An 18,051-nucleotide genomic window follows, 5' to 3' on the forward strand; every position below is an offset into this window, starting at 1 on the left:
ACCATTTCAATGTTTGTCACATCAGTAACAACTGTTAATGCGCGCATCGCTGTTTTGACAGTCTCTTTAATACGCTTATTGTCCATTACCGTTGCAATGTTCAATGATCCGAGGTTACATGAAATGCCATAGCGAATTTTATCTTCTTTGCCGTAAATCTCGATATCTGAAACCTGAGACACTTGCATAATCTCGGTGCACAAATTTGAAAACTTGACCTGACCGATTTCATTCAAAGCGTGTACTCTATTCGTGTTTTCTTTGAAGAAGATATATGGATACCCTGATTCTTTTTGAGTTTGAGCAATGCGAACCAACAAATGGCGTGCGTTGATCTTTTTCTTTTTAACGTTCGGATTTGTAATTAATTCATCATACATCAAATCCATATCCAACTCATCCAAATATTTACCATATTCCTGCATCACAGTATGTGGATAAATAAGATAGCACGCTTCATCTTTTTCAGCAAGCTCCATGAACTTGTCAGGTACGATTATCCCAATTGAAAGTGATTTAATACGAACTTTCTCGTCCACATTTATTTTCTTACAGTCTAAGAATTCTTCGATATCAGAGTGGAAAATGTTCAAATAAACAGCTCCGGCTCCAGGACGTTGCCCTAATTGGTTTGCATAGGAGAATGTATCTTCGAGAATTTTCATGATAGGTAGAACACCACCAGCACGACCTTCTACACCTTTGATAGCCTCACCGCGCGCGCGGATTTTCGAGATATTAAATGATACACCTCCTCCAATAGAGGAAAGCTTCATTGCTGAATCGACAGCATAACCAATACCATTGAGGTTGTCACCTATTTCGTCCAAGAAACAGGAAACTAATTCACCAGACCGTTTTTTTCCAGCGTTCAAGAATGTCGGAGTAGCAGGTTGATATTCTTGATTGATCATTATTTCAGCGTATTCGATAGCTTTTTTTACGCCCTCTTGACGAGCAAGAAATAATGATACAGCTACAACACGGTCCTCATAGCGTTCTAAAAATTTTTCTCCGGAATCATCACGTAAAGCATAGCTTTGAAAAAATTTAAAAGCAGCCATAAAAGATTGGAATCGGAATTTCTTAGCGTATACAAAATTGTATACTTCTTCCATTTCCTCGAATGTGAACCACTCATAGAAATCAATATAATAACTGTTTTCTATTAAGTAATCGACTTTCTCTTTCAGGTTATAGAAAAATACGGTGTTTTTGTTTACGTATTCTAAGAAATAGGCGCGTACAGCTTCTTTATCCTTGTGCAAGCTATACTCGTCGTCTTGCTTAATCATTATCTCATTGTTAAGCAATATCCAATTTTTTGCTACCTCGTTTGCTATCATTGTATTGGTGTTTAATAATTTCTATAAATTGATTGATATCCTCCATTGTGCCCGAAAGTTCAAATTTCATTGCTAATGGCACATCGTAATCCTCGGACACCTTGTTAGCTGCTAGACCAAAGTTTTTCCCCCAGTTTCTATTTCCGCTAGAGGTTACCGAAAATATTTTGTTAGCGTGCTTATCCATAAAGGAGGATGTGATATCTGGTACACTACCCATTTTGGTTGTGTAAGTAATCAAGTGGCCTTCTTGAACAAGTTCTATTCCGGATTCTATTTTATGCGCTTCCCATCCTGTGATTTGCACCACTTTGTTGATAAAACGTTGTACGTTTCCAGTTTTTGAATCGTAGTATAAATGAACCATAGCTCGCCTAATTTAAGGTGAATACTTTACTTAAAGTGCGATTGTAGCCAGCTCTTCTGGTTTAAAGCCGATAATACGCTGCTGTATCTCTTCGTTTTCCAAAACCAATACGGTTGGAACAGTACGAATTTTGAATTTGGCCGCTAAATCAGGCTGGTCGAAAGGGTTGATCGTTTCGTAGCTTACCCCCTTTTGATCCAGATAAGCCGATACCTGTGCGCATGGTGCACAGTCATTTTTTTCGAATTTAATGATTCTTGCCATGTTGTTGTAATTTAATATGTCAGAGAAAGCTAATTCCCTTAGAAGTTAATACACGATACTTGGCTCAGGTGTGAGTCTCAAGCTTAACAAATATCCAACATTTAAGTCCCACATGTTAACGATACTTTTCCACATGCTGGAGAATACGTTTGTATAAACAGCGTCCCTAGCTTATTTTTAGTTGTAAAAGCCTGATAGAGAGATGGCGGATAGAATGTTGATAACTTTAAAACCCTCTTATATCTTAAAATATTTGTGTTGAATTTAGAAAAAAAAACGTATATTATTGGGGGTAAAAACTGACTAAATTTTGACCATTATTTCTTCTCTCTGTAAGCGAATGGTTTATATACAATACCTGAGATTCGGAATTCTAAATTGGGACAAAAATTATTGTTATTTTAGTGAAAAAATAGATTATGAAATTTATATATAGCATTTTTTTCCTTTTTATTACGACCACGCTATGCGCCCAAGAACAGCTCACATTCCAAAGACCGTCCGCTGAAATTTTGGAGCTAGCGGATTATCAACGACCACCTGCGGTTATATTATCGCCCGATGAAAAATGGATAATTACACTATATAAACCGACCTATAAAAGCTTAGAAGACCTAAATAGTCCTGAGATCCGTTTGGCTGGGCTACGGATGAATCCCGTTGTTAACATGCAGAGTGGTGCCACATATCATAATAATATTAAAATCCGACCTTTCGGTTCTCAGCAGGAGGAACAAATAGATGGGCTACCAAAGGATGCAAAGCTTGAAAACTTAGAGTTTTCCCCAGATTCAAAATATTTGGCATTTACACACACCACTGGAAAAGGTGTAGAATTGTGGCTTTTGAAGCTTGATCAGAAAAAAGCAAAGAAAATTTCCCAAGATGATCTGAATGGGAATATGGGAAGCCCTTATCGTTGGTATCGTGACAGCGGTAGATTGTTGATTTCAAAACTGCCTTCGACTCGTAAGCCTTTAATTGATAGTAGTAAAGATATACCTACGGGTCCTACGGTTTCGACTAGTGGGGGAGAAGTATCTCAATTACGTACTTATCAAGATCTTCTTAAAAATCCTCAAGATGAAGTTAATTTTGAGACATTGACACAAACAGAGTTATTTTCGATAGATCTAGAAGGAAGTCAAACTAAATTGTTAAAATCTGGAATTTATACCCAACGTTCGTTCTCTCCGGATGGCAAGTATTTATTGGTAACAGTGTTAAAAAGACCTTTTTCCTATATTGTTCCATACCGAAATTTTCCACAAGAAACTTCAGTCTATGATTTATCTGGAAAATTAGTAAAAAAAGTCAGCGAAACGCCATTGATAGAAATTCAACCGAAGGGTTTTTCATCAACTCGGAAAGGTAAACGTTATATAAGCTGGCGCAGTGATTTGGCGTCAAGCTTAACGTATGTCGCGGCCCTTGACGACGGTGATGCTTTTAAGGAAGCGGAGTTTAGAGACGAACTATTTACTTGGGATGCACCGTTTGATAAGAATCCGGTATCATTGATGAAGCTAAACGATCGCTATGCTGGAGTTGTTTGGGGAGACAGTCATCACGTAATAGTATATTCTTCTTGGTATGACACACGGAATCAGAAGATATTTTTACTAGATCCTACGGCAAAAACCTCAAAAATTATTTCAGATAGAAATTCACAGGATGTTTATAATGATCCGGGGCAAATATTTATCGATAAAAGCAAGTATGGAACTGATGTCATGGTGATAAAAAATGACAAAATGTTTTGGATAGGAGATGGATATACAGACAAAGGGCAATTTCCATTTGTTGATGAACTTAATTTAAAAACGTTAAAAAAGAAGCGGCTTTATACTTCTAATATCGAAAAGAAAAAAGAAGATATATTGCGTGTTTTAGATATTGAAAAAGGCGATTTATTGGTGTTACAGCAGTCGCCTACCGAATATCCGAATTATTTTACAAAAAATATGAAATCGGGGGAGACGATAGCTCTTACCCATTTGAAAAATCCATTTCATTCACTAGAAGGGGTAAGCAAAGAGGTGATACATTATAAGCGCAACGACGGCGTAGACTTAAACGGCACTTTATATTTGCCAGCAAATTATAATAAAGGGAGTGAAGAGAAGTTACCACTTTTGATATGGGCCTATCCAACCGAATTTAAAGATAAAGCAACTGCGGGACAAAGCACAGCTAATCCATATGCGTTTACGTTTCCTTATTATGGATCGTTTGTTTATTGGGTTACTAAAGGATACGCGGTATTAGACGATGCCTCTTTTCCAATCATAGGAGAGGGGGATGATGAACCAAACGATACATTTGTAGAACAGCTTGTTGCGAACGGCGCTGCAGCGATCGATGCTGTTGATAAATTAGGTTTTGTCGATCGTAAAAGAGTAGGAATAGGTGGACATTCATACGGTGCGTTCATGACGGCGAATCTTTTAACATATTCTGATTTGTTCGCAGTAGGCATTGCACGTTCTGGAGCATATAATCGCACACTCACGCCGTTTGGTTTTCAGCGCGAGCAACGAAATTACTGGGATGATCCTAATTTATATAATCGTATGTCACCCTTCATGAATGCACACAAGATGAAAACGCCTTTATTGCTGATTCATGGTGGTGCAGATAATAATCCAGGTACTTTCACGTTGCAGACCGAGCGGTATTTTCAGGCGCTAAAAAACTTGGGTGCACCGGTGCGGATGGTGATACTGCCACTAGAATCTCATGGTTATGCATCACAAGAGAATATTTTTCATACACTGTGGGAACAAGACCAGTTCTTGGAAAAATATTTGAAAAATAAAATTGAATAATTTTTTTCGAATCCTATCTACGGGGATAAATATGCGTTAATGCCGTTTTTGACCAACGTATGATTGTTGTTTAAAAGAAAAGCTCGTTGATCCCATTTGTAAAACCAAAGAGCTTTTCTTTTAAGTATAGAGGGTTTATTTTTTCTTGACATTGAATGGGACAGCGTAATCGCCCCAGCTTAAAGTGATTAACCCGCTCGGCTGCGCAGAGATGGTAAATTGTTCTTGGAACTCGCCGCCAGAGCCATTATTTACATCCACACGTAACGCATCCGTACTTTTGTCATATTTTGTGCCCCATTGATCCCACGTCTTGTTAAATATGAGCGTCGTTTGCTGTTCTCCAGGGATACTGTATAAACTGTATTTTCCAGCAGGTAGCGATTTACCTTCAATAGTAACATTTTGGTCAACCTCAAATGTTGTCGCTTCATTCGCTCCTGTACGCCATACCTTACCGACAGGGGCGATATCTACACCTAGTTCTCTACCTTTAACGGACGGCTTACTATAAGTTATATTGATATTAATCCCTTCATCGGTAGTAACTGTTACATTGTCAAGAGGGCTCGCTCTTTTGCTTTTATCCGTTTGTGCAACTGTGATGAAACAAATCATGCTTAAAAAGCATATAATACTGGTGATTTTCATGGTATAATTTTTTAGTCCAGTATATAACAATTATTCCATTGATTTGTTTTATTATAAGACAAATAGCTAACTTTAATCGAACCGAGGTCTAATGGAAAATGAAGTGTTTAATCTTTACATAACGGAGCTATTTCGATTCTTCGATAAAGAACAACCATGGGCGTTGCCGGATGGTTGGGAGAAGGATTTAATGCTCGCGTTAAACGAGAGTGTGGTACGTAACATCCAAGAACGGTTAGGATTGATGTTACTTCGAGACAATACGTTTTCGAATAGTTGTTTTGCCACTGCTAACAAAGAAATTCGGGATGAATACAAGCAATTTATTTCACCACGTGAGTTTCTTTATTTTTTGTACGGTACGTTTTTAATATCAACTGAAGAGAATAAATCAATAACCGAGTTATTTTGGCCAGATATTTTACCAGAGGATAGTAGCATATTTTGGGAACGTCTTCGACATGGTGAAAAACGGCTCCTAATAGCACCGTAGCCTTTTCTTACGGTGCCATTATAAATCTTCTAGACCAAGTATTCAAATAATGTTTGATCTTTATTAAGTTCAATAAAGTCGAATTTATAGGACTTCATCCGATCAATGAAGGGTACATAATCGTTCGGATCATTTAACTCAATACCGATAAGGGCTGGTCCACGTTCGCGTTCGGTTTTCTTAATATATTCAAAACGCGTGATGTCATCTTTAGGGCCGAGTACTTCAGTTACTAATAACCTAAGTGCTCCCGGACGCTGCGGAAACCGAACTATGAAATAATGTTTAAAGCCTTCATATAGCAGTGACAATTCTTTGATTTCGCTCATCCGGTCTATATCGTTATTCCCTCCTGAAATAATACAAACGACCTTTTTTCCTTTAATTTCTTCTTTATGAAATTCTAGGGCCGCAATGGAGAGTGCACCAGCAGGCTCAACGACAATAGCATCTTTGTTATACAGTTCGAGGATCGTTGTACATATTTTGCCTTCAGGGACTGATTTTACACTATCCAGAAGTTGACTACTTAAACTATAGGTAAGTGCTCCTACTTTTTTTACGGCGGCTCCATCGACAAATTTATTTATGTGTTCAAGCTCGATAGGTCCATTATTTTTTATAGCTGCTTGCATAGAAGCGGCTCCCTCAGGCTCTATACCGTACAGCTTAACATTGGGAGCGTGTTTTTTCATATGATAACTTACACCCGATGATAGACCACCTCCGCCGATAGGAATAAAAATAGCATCTAGATCGGGAAGGTCTTCCAATACTTCGACTGCTACGGTACCTTGCCCTTCTATAACTTTTTGATCGTCGAAAGGAGGAATAAAAGTCATATTGTGAATTCTGGTATATTCTAACGCTGCTTTTTGGCAGTCATCAAATGTGTCCCCAGTTAGCACAATCTCAATGTATCCATTGCCCCACATCTCAGTTTGTGTAATCTTTTGCCGAGGTGTCGGTCCGGGCATAAAGATTGTTCCTTTGATATTAAGCTTTTTACACGATAGAGCAACACCTTGGGCGTGATTGCCTGCGCTTGCGCAAGTCACGCCCCGAGAAGCCTCTTCTGAGCTAAGGCTTACTATTTTATTATATGCGCCACGGAGTTTATAAGAACGCACGACCTGAAGGTCTTCGCGCTTAAGGTATATTTCGGCACCATATTGTTCAGATAGATGCTGGTTATATTGTAATGGCGTACGATTAACAACTGTGCTAATACGTTTAGCAGCTTCGTTCGCGTCTATGGTTAAAGTTGATAAATCCATTTAAAAAGTTATTTTGGCAGGCATTTTCCAATACGACTAAGCTTTGCGCTTATAGAAAAGATATACATTTATATGGGTTCCTCCTGATTGGTATAATCTTCAGGTTAATATGCCTAAAAAAGAATAAGAACGTCTTTCGTTCTTATTCTTTTTGCTTCTTTACGATTGCATTAGCGTTTCCAAGTCGTCGTCGCAGAGGTCTTTCTTCGAGTCTGCTAACACCAGGAATCTCTCGTAAGTATTCGCGAGTTGTTCTTTATCTAATTGATACCCCAGACGTTCTAAGTGATGTTTTAGCGCATGGCGACCAGAACGTGCAGTCAAAATGATATCTGCTTCATGTAAACCGACGTCTTCGGGACGGATAATTTCATAGTTTTCCCTATGTTTTAAAAAGCCGTCTTGGTGAATTCCTGAGCTGTGTGCAAAGGCATTTTTACCTACGATTGCTTTATTTGGTTGCACAGGCATACGCATCATTGAACTGACTTTACGCGATATTTGTGTAAATAGTCTGCTATCGATCTTCGAACTCAATTCTGGAAAATGTTGTGAATGGACTTTCATGATCATTGCGACCTCTTCAAGAGAGGTGTTTCCGGCGCGTTCGCCGATACCGTTAATCGTACATTCTACTTGACGAGCTCCATTTTGCACCGCAGCGATAGAGTTAGCTGTCGCAAGTCCAAGATCATTGTGACAATGAGCGGAAATGATAGCTTGATCAATATTGCTAACATTTTCTTTCAAAAACTTAATCTTGGCACCATATTGATCAGGTAAGCAATACCCGTTCGTATCGGGAATATTTACTACTGTCGCACCTGCAGCAATTACGGCTTCAACCATTTTCGCAAGGTATTCCAAGTCAGCACGACCGGCATCTTCTGCATAGAATTCCACGTCCTCTACATAGCTTTTTGCATGTTTTACTGCCTCGACGGCACGTTCAAGTATTTCTTCGCGCGTAGAATTAAATTTATATTTAATATGCATATCGGAAGAACCGATACCTGTATGAATACGCGGGCGCTTTGCATATTTTAACGCATCAGCCGCAACATCTATATCGTTTTTATTGGCACGCGTAAGCGCGCAAATAATTACGTCATTTACTGCTTTTGATAGCTCAACAACGGATTGGAAATCTCCTGGACTTGATACAGGAAATCCTGCTTCGATGATATCAACGCCGAGCGATTCCAAATCTTTAGCGATTTCAATCTTTTCTGGTGTTGTCAATTGGCAACCTGGGACTTGTTCGCCGTCACGAAGTGTCGTGTCGAAAATATATAAGTGATTCGGATCGTGTAGCATAATGTAAATTTAAAAAATTAAAAACACCAATTAGCGTTTTGCCTAACGTTTTTGAGTTTTCTAATTTGTTATGAATATACTCAGTTAATTATTTCTTTAAAAACTCTAGAACCTTAGCTCCCATAGCATTGGTTCCTAAGATCTTTTCAGTCGGGGTATTCTCATTGGCAATATCGCCAGTCCTCCAACCCTCCTTTAGTGTTGTCGCTACAGCATTTGTAACAGTTTTTGCCTCATCTTGAAGACCGAAAGCAATGTCTAACATGAGCGCTACCGAGAGGATTGATGCTAATGGATTTGCTTTATCCTTTCCAGCGATGTCATGTGCGGAGCCATGAATTGGTTCGAAAAAACCTGTGCCATCACCTATTGATGCTGACGCCAACATTCCCATTGATCCAGCTATTTGTGACGCTTCGTCTGTTAAGATGTCGCCAAATAAATTGGCGGTTAGGACGACATCAAATTTTTTAGGGTTTTTAACTAGTTGCATTGCTGCGTTATCAATAAACATGTGTTCCGTTTCCACATCAGGATATTCTGCTGCTATTTCTTGAACCACTTCGCGCCAAAGTCGAGAGGTTTCAAGAACGTTCGCTTTATCAACTGAACAAAGTTTCTTATTACGTGTTCGGGCTGCGTCGTATGCTTTGCGCGCGATTCGTTCCACTTCATAGCGGTTGTAGTTCATCAGATCAGAGGCAAATGTGCCATCTTCATTACGTTTTTTCTCGCCGAAATAGACATCGCCTGTTAATTCACGGAAGAAAAGGATATCTGTTCCACGTAACACTTCTGGTTTTAAGCTAGAGGCGTCCAAAAGTTCATCAAATAATAAAATTGGTCGCAAATTCGCGTATAGGCCCAATTCTTTACGTATTTTTAGTAGTCCTTGTTCTGGTCTTACTTTCGCCGACGGGTCGTTATCATATTTCTGATGTCCGATCGCACCAAAAAGAATGGCATCAGAGGCTTTCGCTTTGTCTAGCGTTTCATTGGGCAAAGGATTGCCGGTTGCTTCAATCGCAGTATGCCCCATAATCGCTTCTTGAAAGCTAAATTCATGGTTATATTGTTTAGCAATAGATTCTAAAACTTGTTTACCCCATGTTGTTACTTCTTGACCTATTCCATCTCCAGGAATAATTAGGATGTTTTTCTTCATTGTATATTTGTTACATACCACCGAAATACAGAAAATTTATTACCGTTTTTCCATAGTATTCACTTTATTAAATTTTTTCAAAAATATCTTCAGAGGTAAGAATCTCTCCCTCTTGTAATTCTAAACGATGATCTAAGCAGCGCGGCAAATGTGATTCGTAATGTCCCACGTAGATTAATGTTTTACCGTACATACTAAGTTCGTCAACCACTGCATTGAAATGTGCCGTTTGCCCTCTATCTAAGCCTTGGCATGGTTCATCTAAGATTAATAACTGTGGGTTCTTGATGATGGTTCTTGCGAGTAAAGCAAGCCGTTGTTTACCTAGAGGCAGTGTGTGTAATAATTTGTCCTTGACTTCAAGCAGATCAAAAAAATCTAAAAGTTGCTCAATTTGTTTTTGTTCTTCATATTTAACTTTGAGAAACCATCCAATACTATCGTAATACCCCGAGGCTACAGTGTGCCAAACCGTTGCGGTCTTGTCGAAATACCAATGAAGCTCGGGAGAGATGATTCCAATTTTCTTTTTTATGTCCCAAATACTTTCCCCTGTCCCTCTTTTTTGTCCAAATAACCAAATGTCGCTCGCGTATGCTTGTGGATGGTCGCCATTCAATAAACTTAATAAAGTTGATTTACCTGAGCCATTATGCCCCTGAAGCAACCACTTTTCGCCTCGGTCTACTTTCCAGTTTACATTTTTTAATACTAGCTTTTCGCCGTATTTTACGGAAACATTACGCAGCTCGACGATCGTTGAAGAATCTCCCTCGGGATCTTTTTGTAGAAAATATGGAAACGTTTTGCTTTGGCGTGTTTCATCTTGAGAAAACGCCTTGCTATTATTTACTATTTTCAATTTTCCATCCATAATTTCTGCATACCTATTGATTGAAGATGGTATGGAACGATCGTTGCTGATTAAAACGAGCGTACTCCCTTGAGCAGCAAGAAGATCTAATTGATTGTTCAAGTTAATTCGCGCGTTTTTGTCAAGTCCCGTATAGGGCTCGTCTAAAATAAGTAGTTGAGGTTTAAGCCATAAAGATTGAACCAACTGCAGTTTTTTATGTTCGCCACTAGAGAGTTCAATCAATTGGGTTTGTCGACAGTTGTTGAACCCTAACGCATCTAAAATCGGTTCCACTGTTTGGAAATCAAGGTTGTTCTTCTCCCCAAAGTGAAGTAAATCGGCAAAGACAGTTAAGGTGTCGTTTTGTTGGTGTTTATTGTACCGTTGTTGATAGTAGAAATTTCTATCGCCTTCCAAATTTGCAAATTGGTACCAATTTGATACATAATGTGCTTTTGGATGTAAGTCTGATTCAATTATAAAGCCGTACTTGATCTCGCCAAAGAATTTCTCTTGATAGACAATGGCCTTCGCCAAAGAAGATTTTCCACTACCACTTTTTCCCCCGATCATCCAATGTTCGCCAGGGTATATATTCCAATTTAAATTGTATAGCACGGGCTGTCCCGCGTATTGCAGATTTAAGTCGGATATATGGACGAGGGGGGTGCTCATTATCTGTTTTTTTCGAACTCTTCGATTTGTGCTTGGTGGCTTAAGATAAAATCGATGTCATCGTAGCCATTTATTAAGCAAGATTTCTTGTATGGGTTGATTTCAAAGGAGAAACTGTCCCCTGTTTGATCAATGATTATCGTTTGAGATTCAAGGTCTACAGTTAAGGTGCTATCTGCGTTAGCGAAAACGGAAGCGAATATTTTTTCTAAGAAATCTTCAGGTACCTGTATTGGCAGTACACCGTTGTTCAATGCGTTACCTTTAAAGATGTCTGCAAAAAAGGAGCTGATCACTACATCGAAACCATAATCTTGGATAGCCCAAGCAGCGTGCTCGCGGGATGAGCCACAACCGAAGTTTTTACCGGCCACAAGGATTTTTCCGTGAAACGTAGGATCGTTTAATACAAAATCAGCTTTGGGCTGATTGTTACTTTCGTAACGCCAGTCACGAAATAGATTGTCCCCAAAGCCATCACGTGTAGTCGCTTTTAAAAAGCGAGCGGGGATGATTTGATCGGTATCGATATTTTCAATAGGTAGGGGTACTACCGGAGAGGTTATTTTTTCAAATTTTTTCATTTCTATACTTCATTAAATATAGTGTTCTACAATAGGGAAAGGGTCGTAAAAATGATGAAGGGCGCTCTTCCATTGCTGGTATTCTACTGAGCTACGAAATCCAATGGTGTGATTCTCTAAACTTTCCCATTGTACCTGTAAAAGATACTTGTCATTTTGTTCCATACACTTCCTTAATTCATGCGATAGGTAGCCAACTTGACAGGAAATCAACGGTTCTGATTGAGCAAACGCTTTTTCAAAGTCATGTGATAACCCTTTTTTTATGGATAATATAGCAATCTCCAGAATCATAACCTTAGATCATTGTCCTTACATCAACAACCTTACCGGTGATAGCAGCAGCAGCAGCAGTTAACGGGCTAACTAGCATGGTTCGTGCGTTCGGTCCCTGACGACCTTCGAAATTTCTATTGGAGGTCGACACACAGTACTTTCCTGCGGGGATTTTATCTTCATTCATCCCTAAACATGCTGAACATCCTGGTTCGCGGAGTTGGAATCCGGAAGCCTGGAAAATGACGTCAATGCCCTCTTCTCTTGCTTGCGCTTCCACTTGTTTAGATCCCGGTACGATCCAGACTTCAACACCTTCTGCTTTTTGTTTTCCTTGAATAAAAGCCGCTACTTCGCGTAAATCTTCTATCCGCGAATTTGTACACGAACCGATGAAGACATAGTCTATAGGCTTATTTAATATAGGTTCCCCGTCTTTAAAACCCATATAGTCTAATGATTTCTTAAATGAAGGCTGTTCCGAGGACGGTTGCGTCGCTAGAGACGGGATGTTTTGTGTAACCCCAATTCCCATTCCCGGATTTGTGCCGTAAGTAATCATTGGTTCAATATCCGCTGCGTCAAATTCAAGGACAGCGTCAAAGACGGCCTCTTGGTCGGAGTATAATGTTTTCCAATATTTAAGGGCTTTGTTCCATTCTTCGCCTTTTGGGGCAAATTCACGGCCTTCTAGGTAATCGAAAGTGGTTTGGTCAGGTGCAATTAAACCTCCACGAGCACCCATTTCGATACTCATATTACAAATTGTCATCCGGCTCTCCATGGATAATGATCGGATTGTTGATCCAGCGTATTCTACGAAATATCCTGTACCTCCTGCTGCAGAAATTTTAGAAATGACATATAGTATGATATCTTTTGCTCCGACGCCTTTTGCAAGCTCACCGTTTATTTCGATTTTCATCGTCTTCGGTTTTTGCAACAACAGACATTGTGTAGCGAAAACTTGTTCAACTTGGGAAGTCCCGATCCCAAAAGCGATCGCCCCAAACGCACCGTGTGTTGAGGTATGACTATCTCCACAAACCATCGTTTTACCAGGTTGTGTAATACCTAATTCCGGACCAATAACGTGTACGATGCCTTGGTAAGGATGTCCCAATCCATATAGCTCGATACCGAATTCTGTCGTGTTTTTCGTCAGCATATCTACTTGATAGCGCGATAACTCTTCCTGGATAGGAAGATGTTGATTTAATGTTGGTACATTGTGGTCCGCTGTAGCCACTGTTTGGTTTGGACGTAAAACAGAAAGTCCTCGTTTACGAAGGCCATCGAAAGCCTGAGGTGAGGTTACTTCGTGAATTAAATGTGTGTCGATATACAAAACGTCTGGGAAGCCATCTTGGCGCTTCACGACATGCGCATCCCAAATCTTCTCAACTAATGTTTTTCCCATTTCTCTTCTCTATTTTTTCTGAAGTTTTATTTGTTTGGGGTCAGAAAACCCACGTCAAACTTTTTGTTTATCACCTGTTTTGAGCTAGGTGACTAGCATTTAGGGGTAAAATTAAAAATGCGTTAATTTTACCCCTAAATAACCATCAAATTTACGAAATTATTAAACAGTTTTAATAACTTTCATTGCCGTCATAGCCTTGCGGAGTTTTGTTCCGACGATTTCCACAGGGTGATTACGAAGAATTTCATTTATTTGAACAAGCTGTACGTTGTCTACTGCTCCATCTTTACCGTCATTAAAGTTTTTACCAACAAGGTCCGTATCTACTTTCTTCATGAAATCAGTTAATAACGGTTTACAAGCTTGATCAAACAGGTAACAACCATATTCTGCAGTATCAGAGATTACGCGGTTCATTTCAAATAATTTCTTGCGCGCGATAGTATTGGCAATAAGAGGCGTTTCATGCAATGATTCGTAATATGCGGATTCTGGCTTAATACCAGCCTCTACCATCGTTTCAAAAGCAAGTTCGACACCGGCTCTTACGAAAGCTACCATCAAAGTGTAATTGTCAAAATATTCTTGTTCATTAATCTTTACATCCCCCGCTGGTGTTTTTTCGAATGCTGTTTCTCCAGTTTCAGCTCTCCACTTTAGTAGATTGGCATCGCCATTCGCCCAGTCTTCCATCATCGTCTTACTGAACTCGCCAGACATAATATCGTCTTGATGTTTTTGGAACAATGGACGCATAATATCTTTTAATTCTTCAGAAATATGGAAGGCCTTGATTTTTGCAGGATTTGATAATCGGTCTAACATACCGCTAACGCCGCCATGTTTCAGTGCCTCTGTGATTACTTCTACTCCATATTGTACTAATTTGGAAGCATAACCGGCGTCAACGCCCTTCTCAATCATTTTGTCAAATGATAAGATAGAACCTGTTTGTAGCAAACCACAAAGGATAGTTTGTTCGCCCATTAAATCAGATTTTACCTCGGCTACGAACGATGATTTTAATACGCCCGCACGGTGTCCTCCAGTTCCAACACAGTATGCTTTTGCGTATGGCCATCCTTTACCTTCGGGGTCATTTTCTGGGTGAACAGCAATCAGAGTAGGAACACCAAACCCTCTTAAATATTCTGCACGTACTTCCGATCCAGGACATTTTGGAGCTACCATGATCACAGTAATATCTTTACGGATCTGCATGCCTTCTTCCACAACGTTGAAGCCATGGGAGTAGGATAGTGCGGCCCCTTGTTTCATTAACGGCATCACTGCATTAACAACGGCCGTATGTTGCTTATCTGGTGTCAAGTTGATAACAAGGTCTGCTGTGGGAATTAAGTCATCATATGTTCCAACAGTAAAGTTATTGTCTGTTGCGTTCTTCCAAGAATCTCTTTTTTGTTCAATAGCTTCTTTACGTAAAGCACAGGAGATGTCTAAGCCGCTGTCTCTCAGGTTTAAACCTTGATTTAAACCTTGCGCACCAGCACCAACGATTACAATTTTTTTACCCTTTAAAGCGGTTATGCCGTCTGCGAATTCCGTATTATCCATAAATTCGGCTTGCCCCAACTGCGTAAGTTGGTCTCTAAGAGGTAATGTGTTGAAATAATTTGCCATTGTTTTGCTATTAATTTTTTTCTTTTTAATTCGATTGTTGTTTGTTACTTTTTATTGCTCTTCGCAGCGCTTGTGCATATCCTAGATGAAGGTTGTCATGACCTATAGTTGTAATAAGGACGTCGTCAAACGTGGCCAGGGTGGAACCATAGGTACTCGTTGAGAACGGTGTAACGTTCGCAAATAGTCCGTTTTGGTAATCCAATTGTATTTTTTCAATACTTGCGATGGCTATACTTTTTAGCTCGTGAATTTCTGCAGCAGAAATAAAATAGGTAGGCTTCGTATCCTTTTTGTATGCCTGTACGTATTTTACGTCGGTCACATCCGATTTTATCCCTGTGCGGACGTAACATAGCGTTTGGGTGCTAACCACGATGTGCCCAAAGTTCCAAGCGATGTTATTATTGAACCCTTCAGGAATTTGATTTAGCTCGTCTATGGACAGTCCGTCTACTAAACTTATAAATGCTTTTCGCGTATCAATGATGAACTTGAATTCTTTTTCCATGAGCTACATCGTAAAAACCTTGTCGGCTTGGTCTAAGAATTCATTTTCAATAGTTTCTTGGGAAGGCTCTTCCCTTTCAAACTGTTTTAATTTGGAATGGAAACCTGCACTATCTTTAATAATAGCGATGCGTGCTCCACGTACAAACTCAATAAGTTTGTATTTCGTAAGTTCAGCTGTCAGCTTATCGATCTCCTCACGGTGTCCCGCCGTTTCAAATACTGTATAGTCATTTCGAATAACGACAGCTGATGCTCCATACTCACGTAATAAGCGTTCGACCGGTGCTTTTTCAGCGATAATGTCTGTCGGAACTTTATAAAGAGCCTGTTCTTGCCATATTAATTCTTCATCGGTATTGTAGTATGCTTTTAAAACCTCTACCTGTTTCTCAATTTGACGACAAAGTTTACGAACTACCTCCTCACTTTCATTAATCAGGATTGTGAAACGATGAATGCCATCTACTTCCGAAGGAGAGGTGTTCAAGCTCTCTATATTAATTTTACGTCTAGAGAAGATACCAGATATACGGCCGATCATACCGATGGAGTTTTCCGTATATAACGTAATTGTATATTCTTGTTTTTCCATTTTACTTCAATCTGATTTCGGATACCGAAGTACCTTGTGCAACCATCGGGAATACGTTGTTTTCTTTTCCTACCATGACTTCTAAGAGGTAAGCCCCGTCATGTTCCAGCATTGTTCTCAGCGCATCTTTTAACTTCTCCCGTTCGCTTACTTTGTTTCCTTCGATATAATAGCCTTTTGCTACAGCGACAAAGTCAGGGCTGGTAATATTTACAAAAGAGTAGCGTTTGTCGTGAAATAGTTGTTGCCATTGACGGACCATTCCTAAGAATTCGTTGTTTAATATCAAAATTTTCACCTTAGCACCAAATTGCATGATGGTCCCTAGCTCTTGGATCGTCATTTGTATTCCTCCATCACCAATTATAGCAATTACATCTCTGTGAGGGGCTCCGTACCAAGCGCCAATGGCCGCCGGAAGACCAAACCCCATCGTACCCAATCCACCCGAAGTGACGTTAGATTTCGATTGGTTGAATTTTGCGTAACGACAGGCAACCATCTGGTGCTGGCCTACATCAGAAACAATAACTGCGTCTCCATTTGTGAGCTCGTTTAATAAGCGAACTACTTCTCCCATAGTTAAGATATCTGAAGTAGGATTTAATTCAGGGTGAATTACTTCTTTGATCTCTTCAGCTTCTAATTCACGGAATTGAGCCAACCATTCTCGGTGATCATTTGACTGAATGAGCTCAGTAAGTAATGGCAATGTTTCTTTACAATCTCCCCAGACCGGAATAGTAGCTTTTACATTTTTGTCGATCTCTGCTGGGTCGATGTCTAAATGAATTACTTTTGCTTGTTTGGCGTATTTATCTAATCGACCGGTTACACGGTCATCAAAACGCATCCCGATAGCAATTAATACATCACATTCGTTTGTCATCACGTTAGGCGCGTAGTTGCCGTGCATTCCTAACATACCCACATGTTGTGGGTGATCTGTTTCTAATGCACTCAAGCCCATGACGGTCGTTGCAGCTGGAAAACCGCCCTTCTCTATAAAATTTTTGAAGTCTTGCTCTGCCTTTCCCAGGATTATGCCCTGACCAAAAATGACAAAAGGCTTTTTCGCGGCGTTGATTAACTCAGCAGCCTGTTCTATATATTCTTTACGAACTATGGGTTTTGGTCTGTAGCTACGAATATGGTCGCATTTATTATATCCCTGATAATCGAATAACTGCAATTGCGCATTTTTCGTAATATCGATCAAGACGGGTCCCGGACGGCCTGTCGATGCAATGTGAAAAGCTTTTGCTAATGCACCTGGGATTTCACTGGCATCTGTTATTTGATAGTTCCATTTAGTTACTGGAGTAGTAATGTTGATCACATCTGTTTCTTGGAAAGCATCTGTCCCTAGCAAGGAAGCGAATACTTGTCCTGTGATACAAACAATCGGATTACTATCTATCATTGCGTCTGCTAACCCTGTCACTAAGTTGGTTGCTCCGGGTCCACTTGTTGCAAATGCTACGCCGACGCGACCAGAAGTTCGCGCGTAGCCTTGCGCCGCGTGTACGCCACCTTGTTCATGACGGACTAGGATATGTTTCAATCTATCATTGTAGTCATACAATGCGTCATAAATAGGCATAATTGCGCCTCCTGGATAACCGAATATGGTTTCTACTCCCTCGTGGATCAAAGCTTCCAATACGGCTTGCGACCCGCTTAGTTGTGTCGCCGTTGTCGTATTTTGTTCTGGCTTTGTTTCCGTTTTTTCCAGTGTACTCATTTTTTTTAAGTAAAAAGTTATAGCAGAAAAGTATAAATC

The 18,051-nt window shown here is 39.8% G+C and carries 16 protein-coding genes and 1 pseudogene; 2 read left to right on the forward strand and 15 right to left on the reverse strand.

All coding sequences use genetic code 11. The features are described 5' to 3' along the window. From HP439_RS02920 to HP439_RS02930, 3 genes and pseudogenes are all read right to left on the reverse strand, one after another. Positions 1–1,346: ribonucleotide reductase N-terminal alpha domain-containing protein (locus tag HP439_RS02920; protein WP_281358165.1), on the reverse strand; the 1,346-nt coding region annotated here is incomplete at its 3' end. After that, entirely contained in the window at positions 1,306–1,713 is a 408-nt protein-coding gene (gene nrdI / locus HP439_RS02925) for a class Ib ribonucleoside-diphosphate reductase assembly flavoprotein NrdI (protein ID WP_172388854.1), read from the reverse strand. The genes nrdI and HP439_RS02920, both read right to left, overlap by 41 nt. Positions 1,714–1,743: 30 nt before the next feature. Then, a pseudogene (locus tag HP439_RS02930) lies at positions 1,744–1,998 on the reverse strand (glutaredoxin family protein); the annotation flags it as partial. 398 nt (positions 1,999–2,396) lie between these two features. Here HP439_RS02930 and HP439_RS02935 point away from each other — a divergent pair. Then, complete coding sequence (locus tag HP439_RS02935; protein WP_172388856.1) at positions 2,397–4,805, forward strand: S9 family peptidase; 2,409 nt, start codon at positions 2,397–2,399, stop codon at positions 4,803–4,805. 135 nt (positions 4,806–4,940) lie between these two features. Here the strand turns inward: HP439_RS02935 and HP439_RS02940 are convergent, their stop codons facing one another. Continuing rightward, positions 4,941–5,456, reverse strand: coding sequence for a DUF2911 domain-containing protein (locus HP439_RS02940; RefSeq protein ID WP_172388857.1), 516 nt, complete (start codon positions 5,454–5,456; stop codon positions 4,941–4,943). A gap of 91 nt (positions 5,457–5,547) precedes the next feature. Between HP439_RS02940 and HP439_RS02945 the strand changes: the two genes are divergently transcribed. After that, a complete protein-coding gene (locus HP439_RS02945; RefSeq protein WP_172388858.1) occupies positions 5,548–5,949 on the forward strand; it encodes a hypothetical protein in 402 nt (133 codons plus the stop codon). Between the two features lie 29 nt (positions 5,950–5,978). Here HP439_RS02945 and ilvA read toward each other — a convergent pair whose 3' ends face one another. The 11 genes from ilvA to ilvB form a co-directional block, all read right to left on the reverse strand. Then, positions 5,979–7,226, reverse strand: coding sequence for a threonine ammonia-lyase IlvA (gene ilvA, locus HP439_RS02950; RefSeq protein WP_172388859.1), 1,248 nt, complete (start codon positions 7,224–7,226; stop codon positions 5,979–5,981). Positions 7,227–7,385: 159 nt separating this feature from the next. Further along, entirely contained in the window at positions 7,386–8,543 is a 1,158-nt protein-coding gene (locus HP439_RS02955; RefSeq protein ID WP_172388860.1) for a 2-isopropylmalate synthase, read from the reverse strand. A gap of 88 nt (positions 8,544–8,631) precedes the next feature. Beyond that, on the reverse strand, positions 8,632–9,708 hold the full coding sequence (gene leuB / locus HP439_RS02960) for a 3-isopropylmalate dehydrogenase (protein ID WP_172388861.1): 1,077 nt from the start codon (positions 9,706–9,708) through the stop codon (positions 8,632–8,634). 67 nt (positions 9,709–9,775) lie between these two features. Continuing rightward, complete coding sequence (locus HP439_RS02965; protein ID WP_172388862.1) at positions 9,776–11,239, reverse strand: ATP-binding cassette domain-containing protein; 1,464 nt, start codon at positions 11,237–11,239, stop codon at positions 9,776–9,778. Further along, positions 11,239–11,823 carry a 3-isopropylmalate dehydratase small subunit gene (gene leuD / locus HP439_RS02970; protein ID WP_172388863.1) on the reverse strand — a complete coding sequence of 195 codons (585 nt, stop codon included), beginning with the start codon at positions 11,821–11,823 and terminating at the stop codon, positions 11,239–11,241. The genes HP439_RS02965 and leuD overlap by 1 nt, the downstream gene beginning before the upstream one ends. Positions 11,824–11,835: 12 nt before the next feature. After that, complete coding sequence (locus tag HP439_RS02975) at positions 11,836–12,117, reverse strand: antibiotic biosynthesis monooxygenase family protein (RefSeq protein ID WP_172388864.1); 282 nt, start codon at positions 12,115–12,117, stop codon at positions 11,836–11,838. A gap of 4 nt (positions 12,118–12,121) precedes the next feature. Further along, entirely contained in the window at positions 12,122–13,519 is a 1,398-nt protein-coding gene (gene leuC / locus HP439_RS02980; RefSeq protein ID WP_172388865.1) for a 3-isopropylmalate dehydratase large subunit, read from the reverse strand. Positions 13,520–13,681: 162 nt separating this feature from the next. Continuing rightward, on the reverse strand, positions 13,682–15,163 hold the full coding sequence (gene ilvC / locus HP439_RS02985; protein WP_172388866.1) for a ketol-acid reductoisomerase: 1,482 nt from the start codon (positions 15,161–15,163) through the stop codon (positions 13,682–13,684). Between the two features lie 25 nt (positions 15,164–15,188). After that, positions 15,189–15,674: a DinB family protein gene (locus HP439_RS02990; RefSeq protein ID WP_172388867.1), complete on the reverse strand. Its 486-nt coding sequence runs from the start codon at positions 15,672–15,674 to the stop codon at positions 15,189–15,191. 3 nt (positions 15,675–15,677) lie between these two features. Further along, the gene (gene ilvN / locus HP439_RS02995; RefSeq protein WP_172388868.1) at positions 15,678–16,268 is read right to left on the reverse strand and encodes an acetolactate synthase small subunit; all 591 of its coding nucleotides are present in this window, start codon (positions 16,266–16,268) and stop codon (positions 15,678–15,680) included. A 1-nt stretch (position 16,269) separates the two neighbouring features. After that, a complete protein-coding gene (gene ilvB / locus HP439_RS03000) occupies positions 16,270–18,012 on the reverse strand; it encodes a biosynthetic-type acetolactate synthase large subunit (protein WP_172388869.1) in 1,743 nt (580 codons plus the stop codon). Positions 18,013–18,051: the final 39 nt, after the last annotated feature.

The organism is Sphingobacterium shayense, from assembly GCF_013179575.1.
In the GTDB taxonomy this organism is placed as follows: domain Bacteria; phylum Bacteroidota; class Bacteroidia; order Sphingobacteriales; family Sphingobacteriaceae; genus Sphingobacterium; species Sphingobacterium shayense.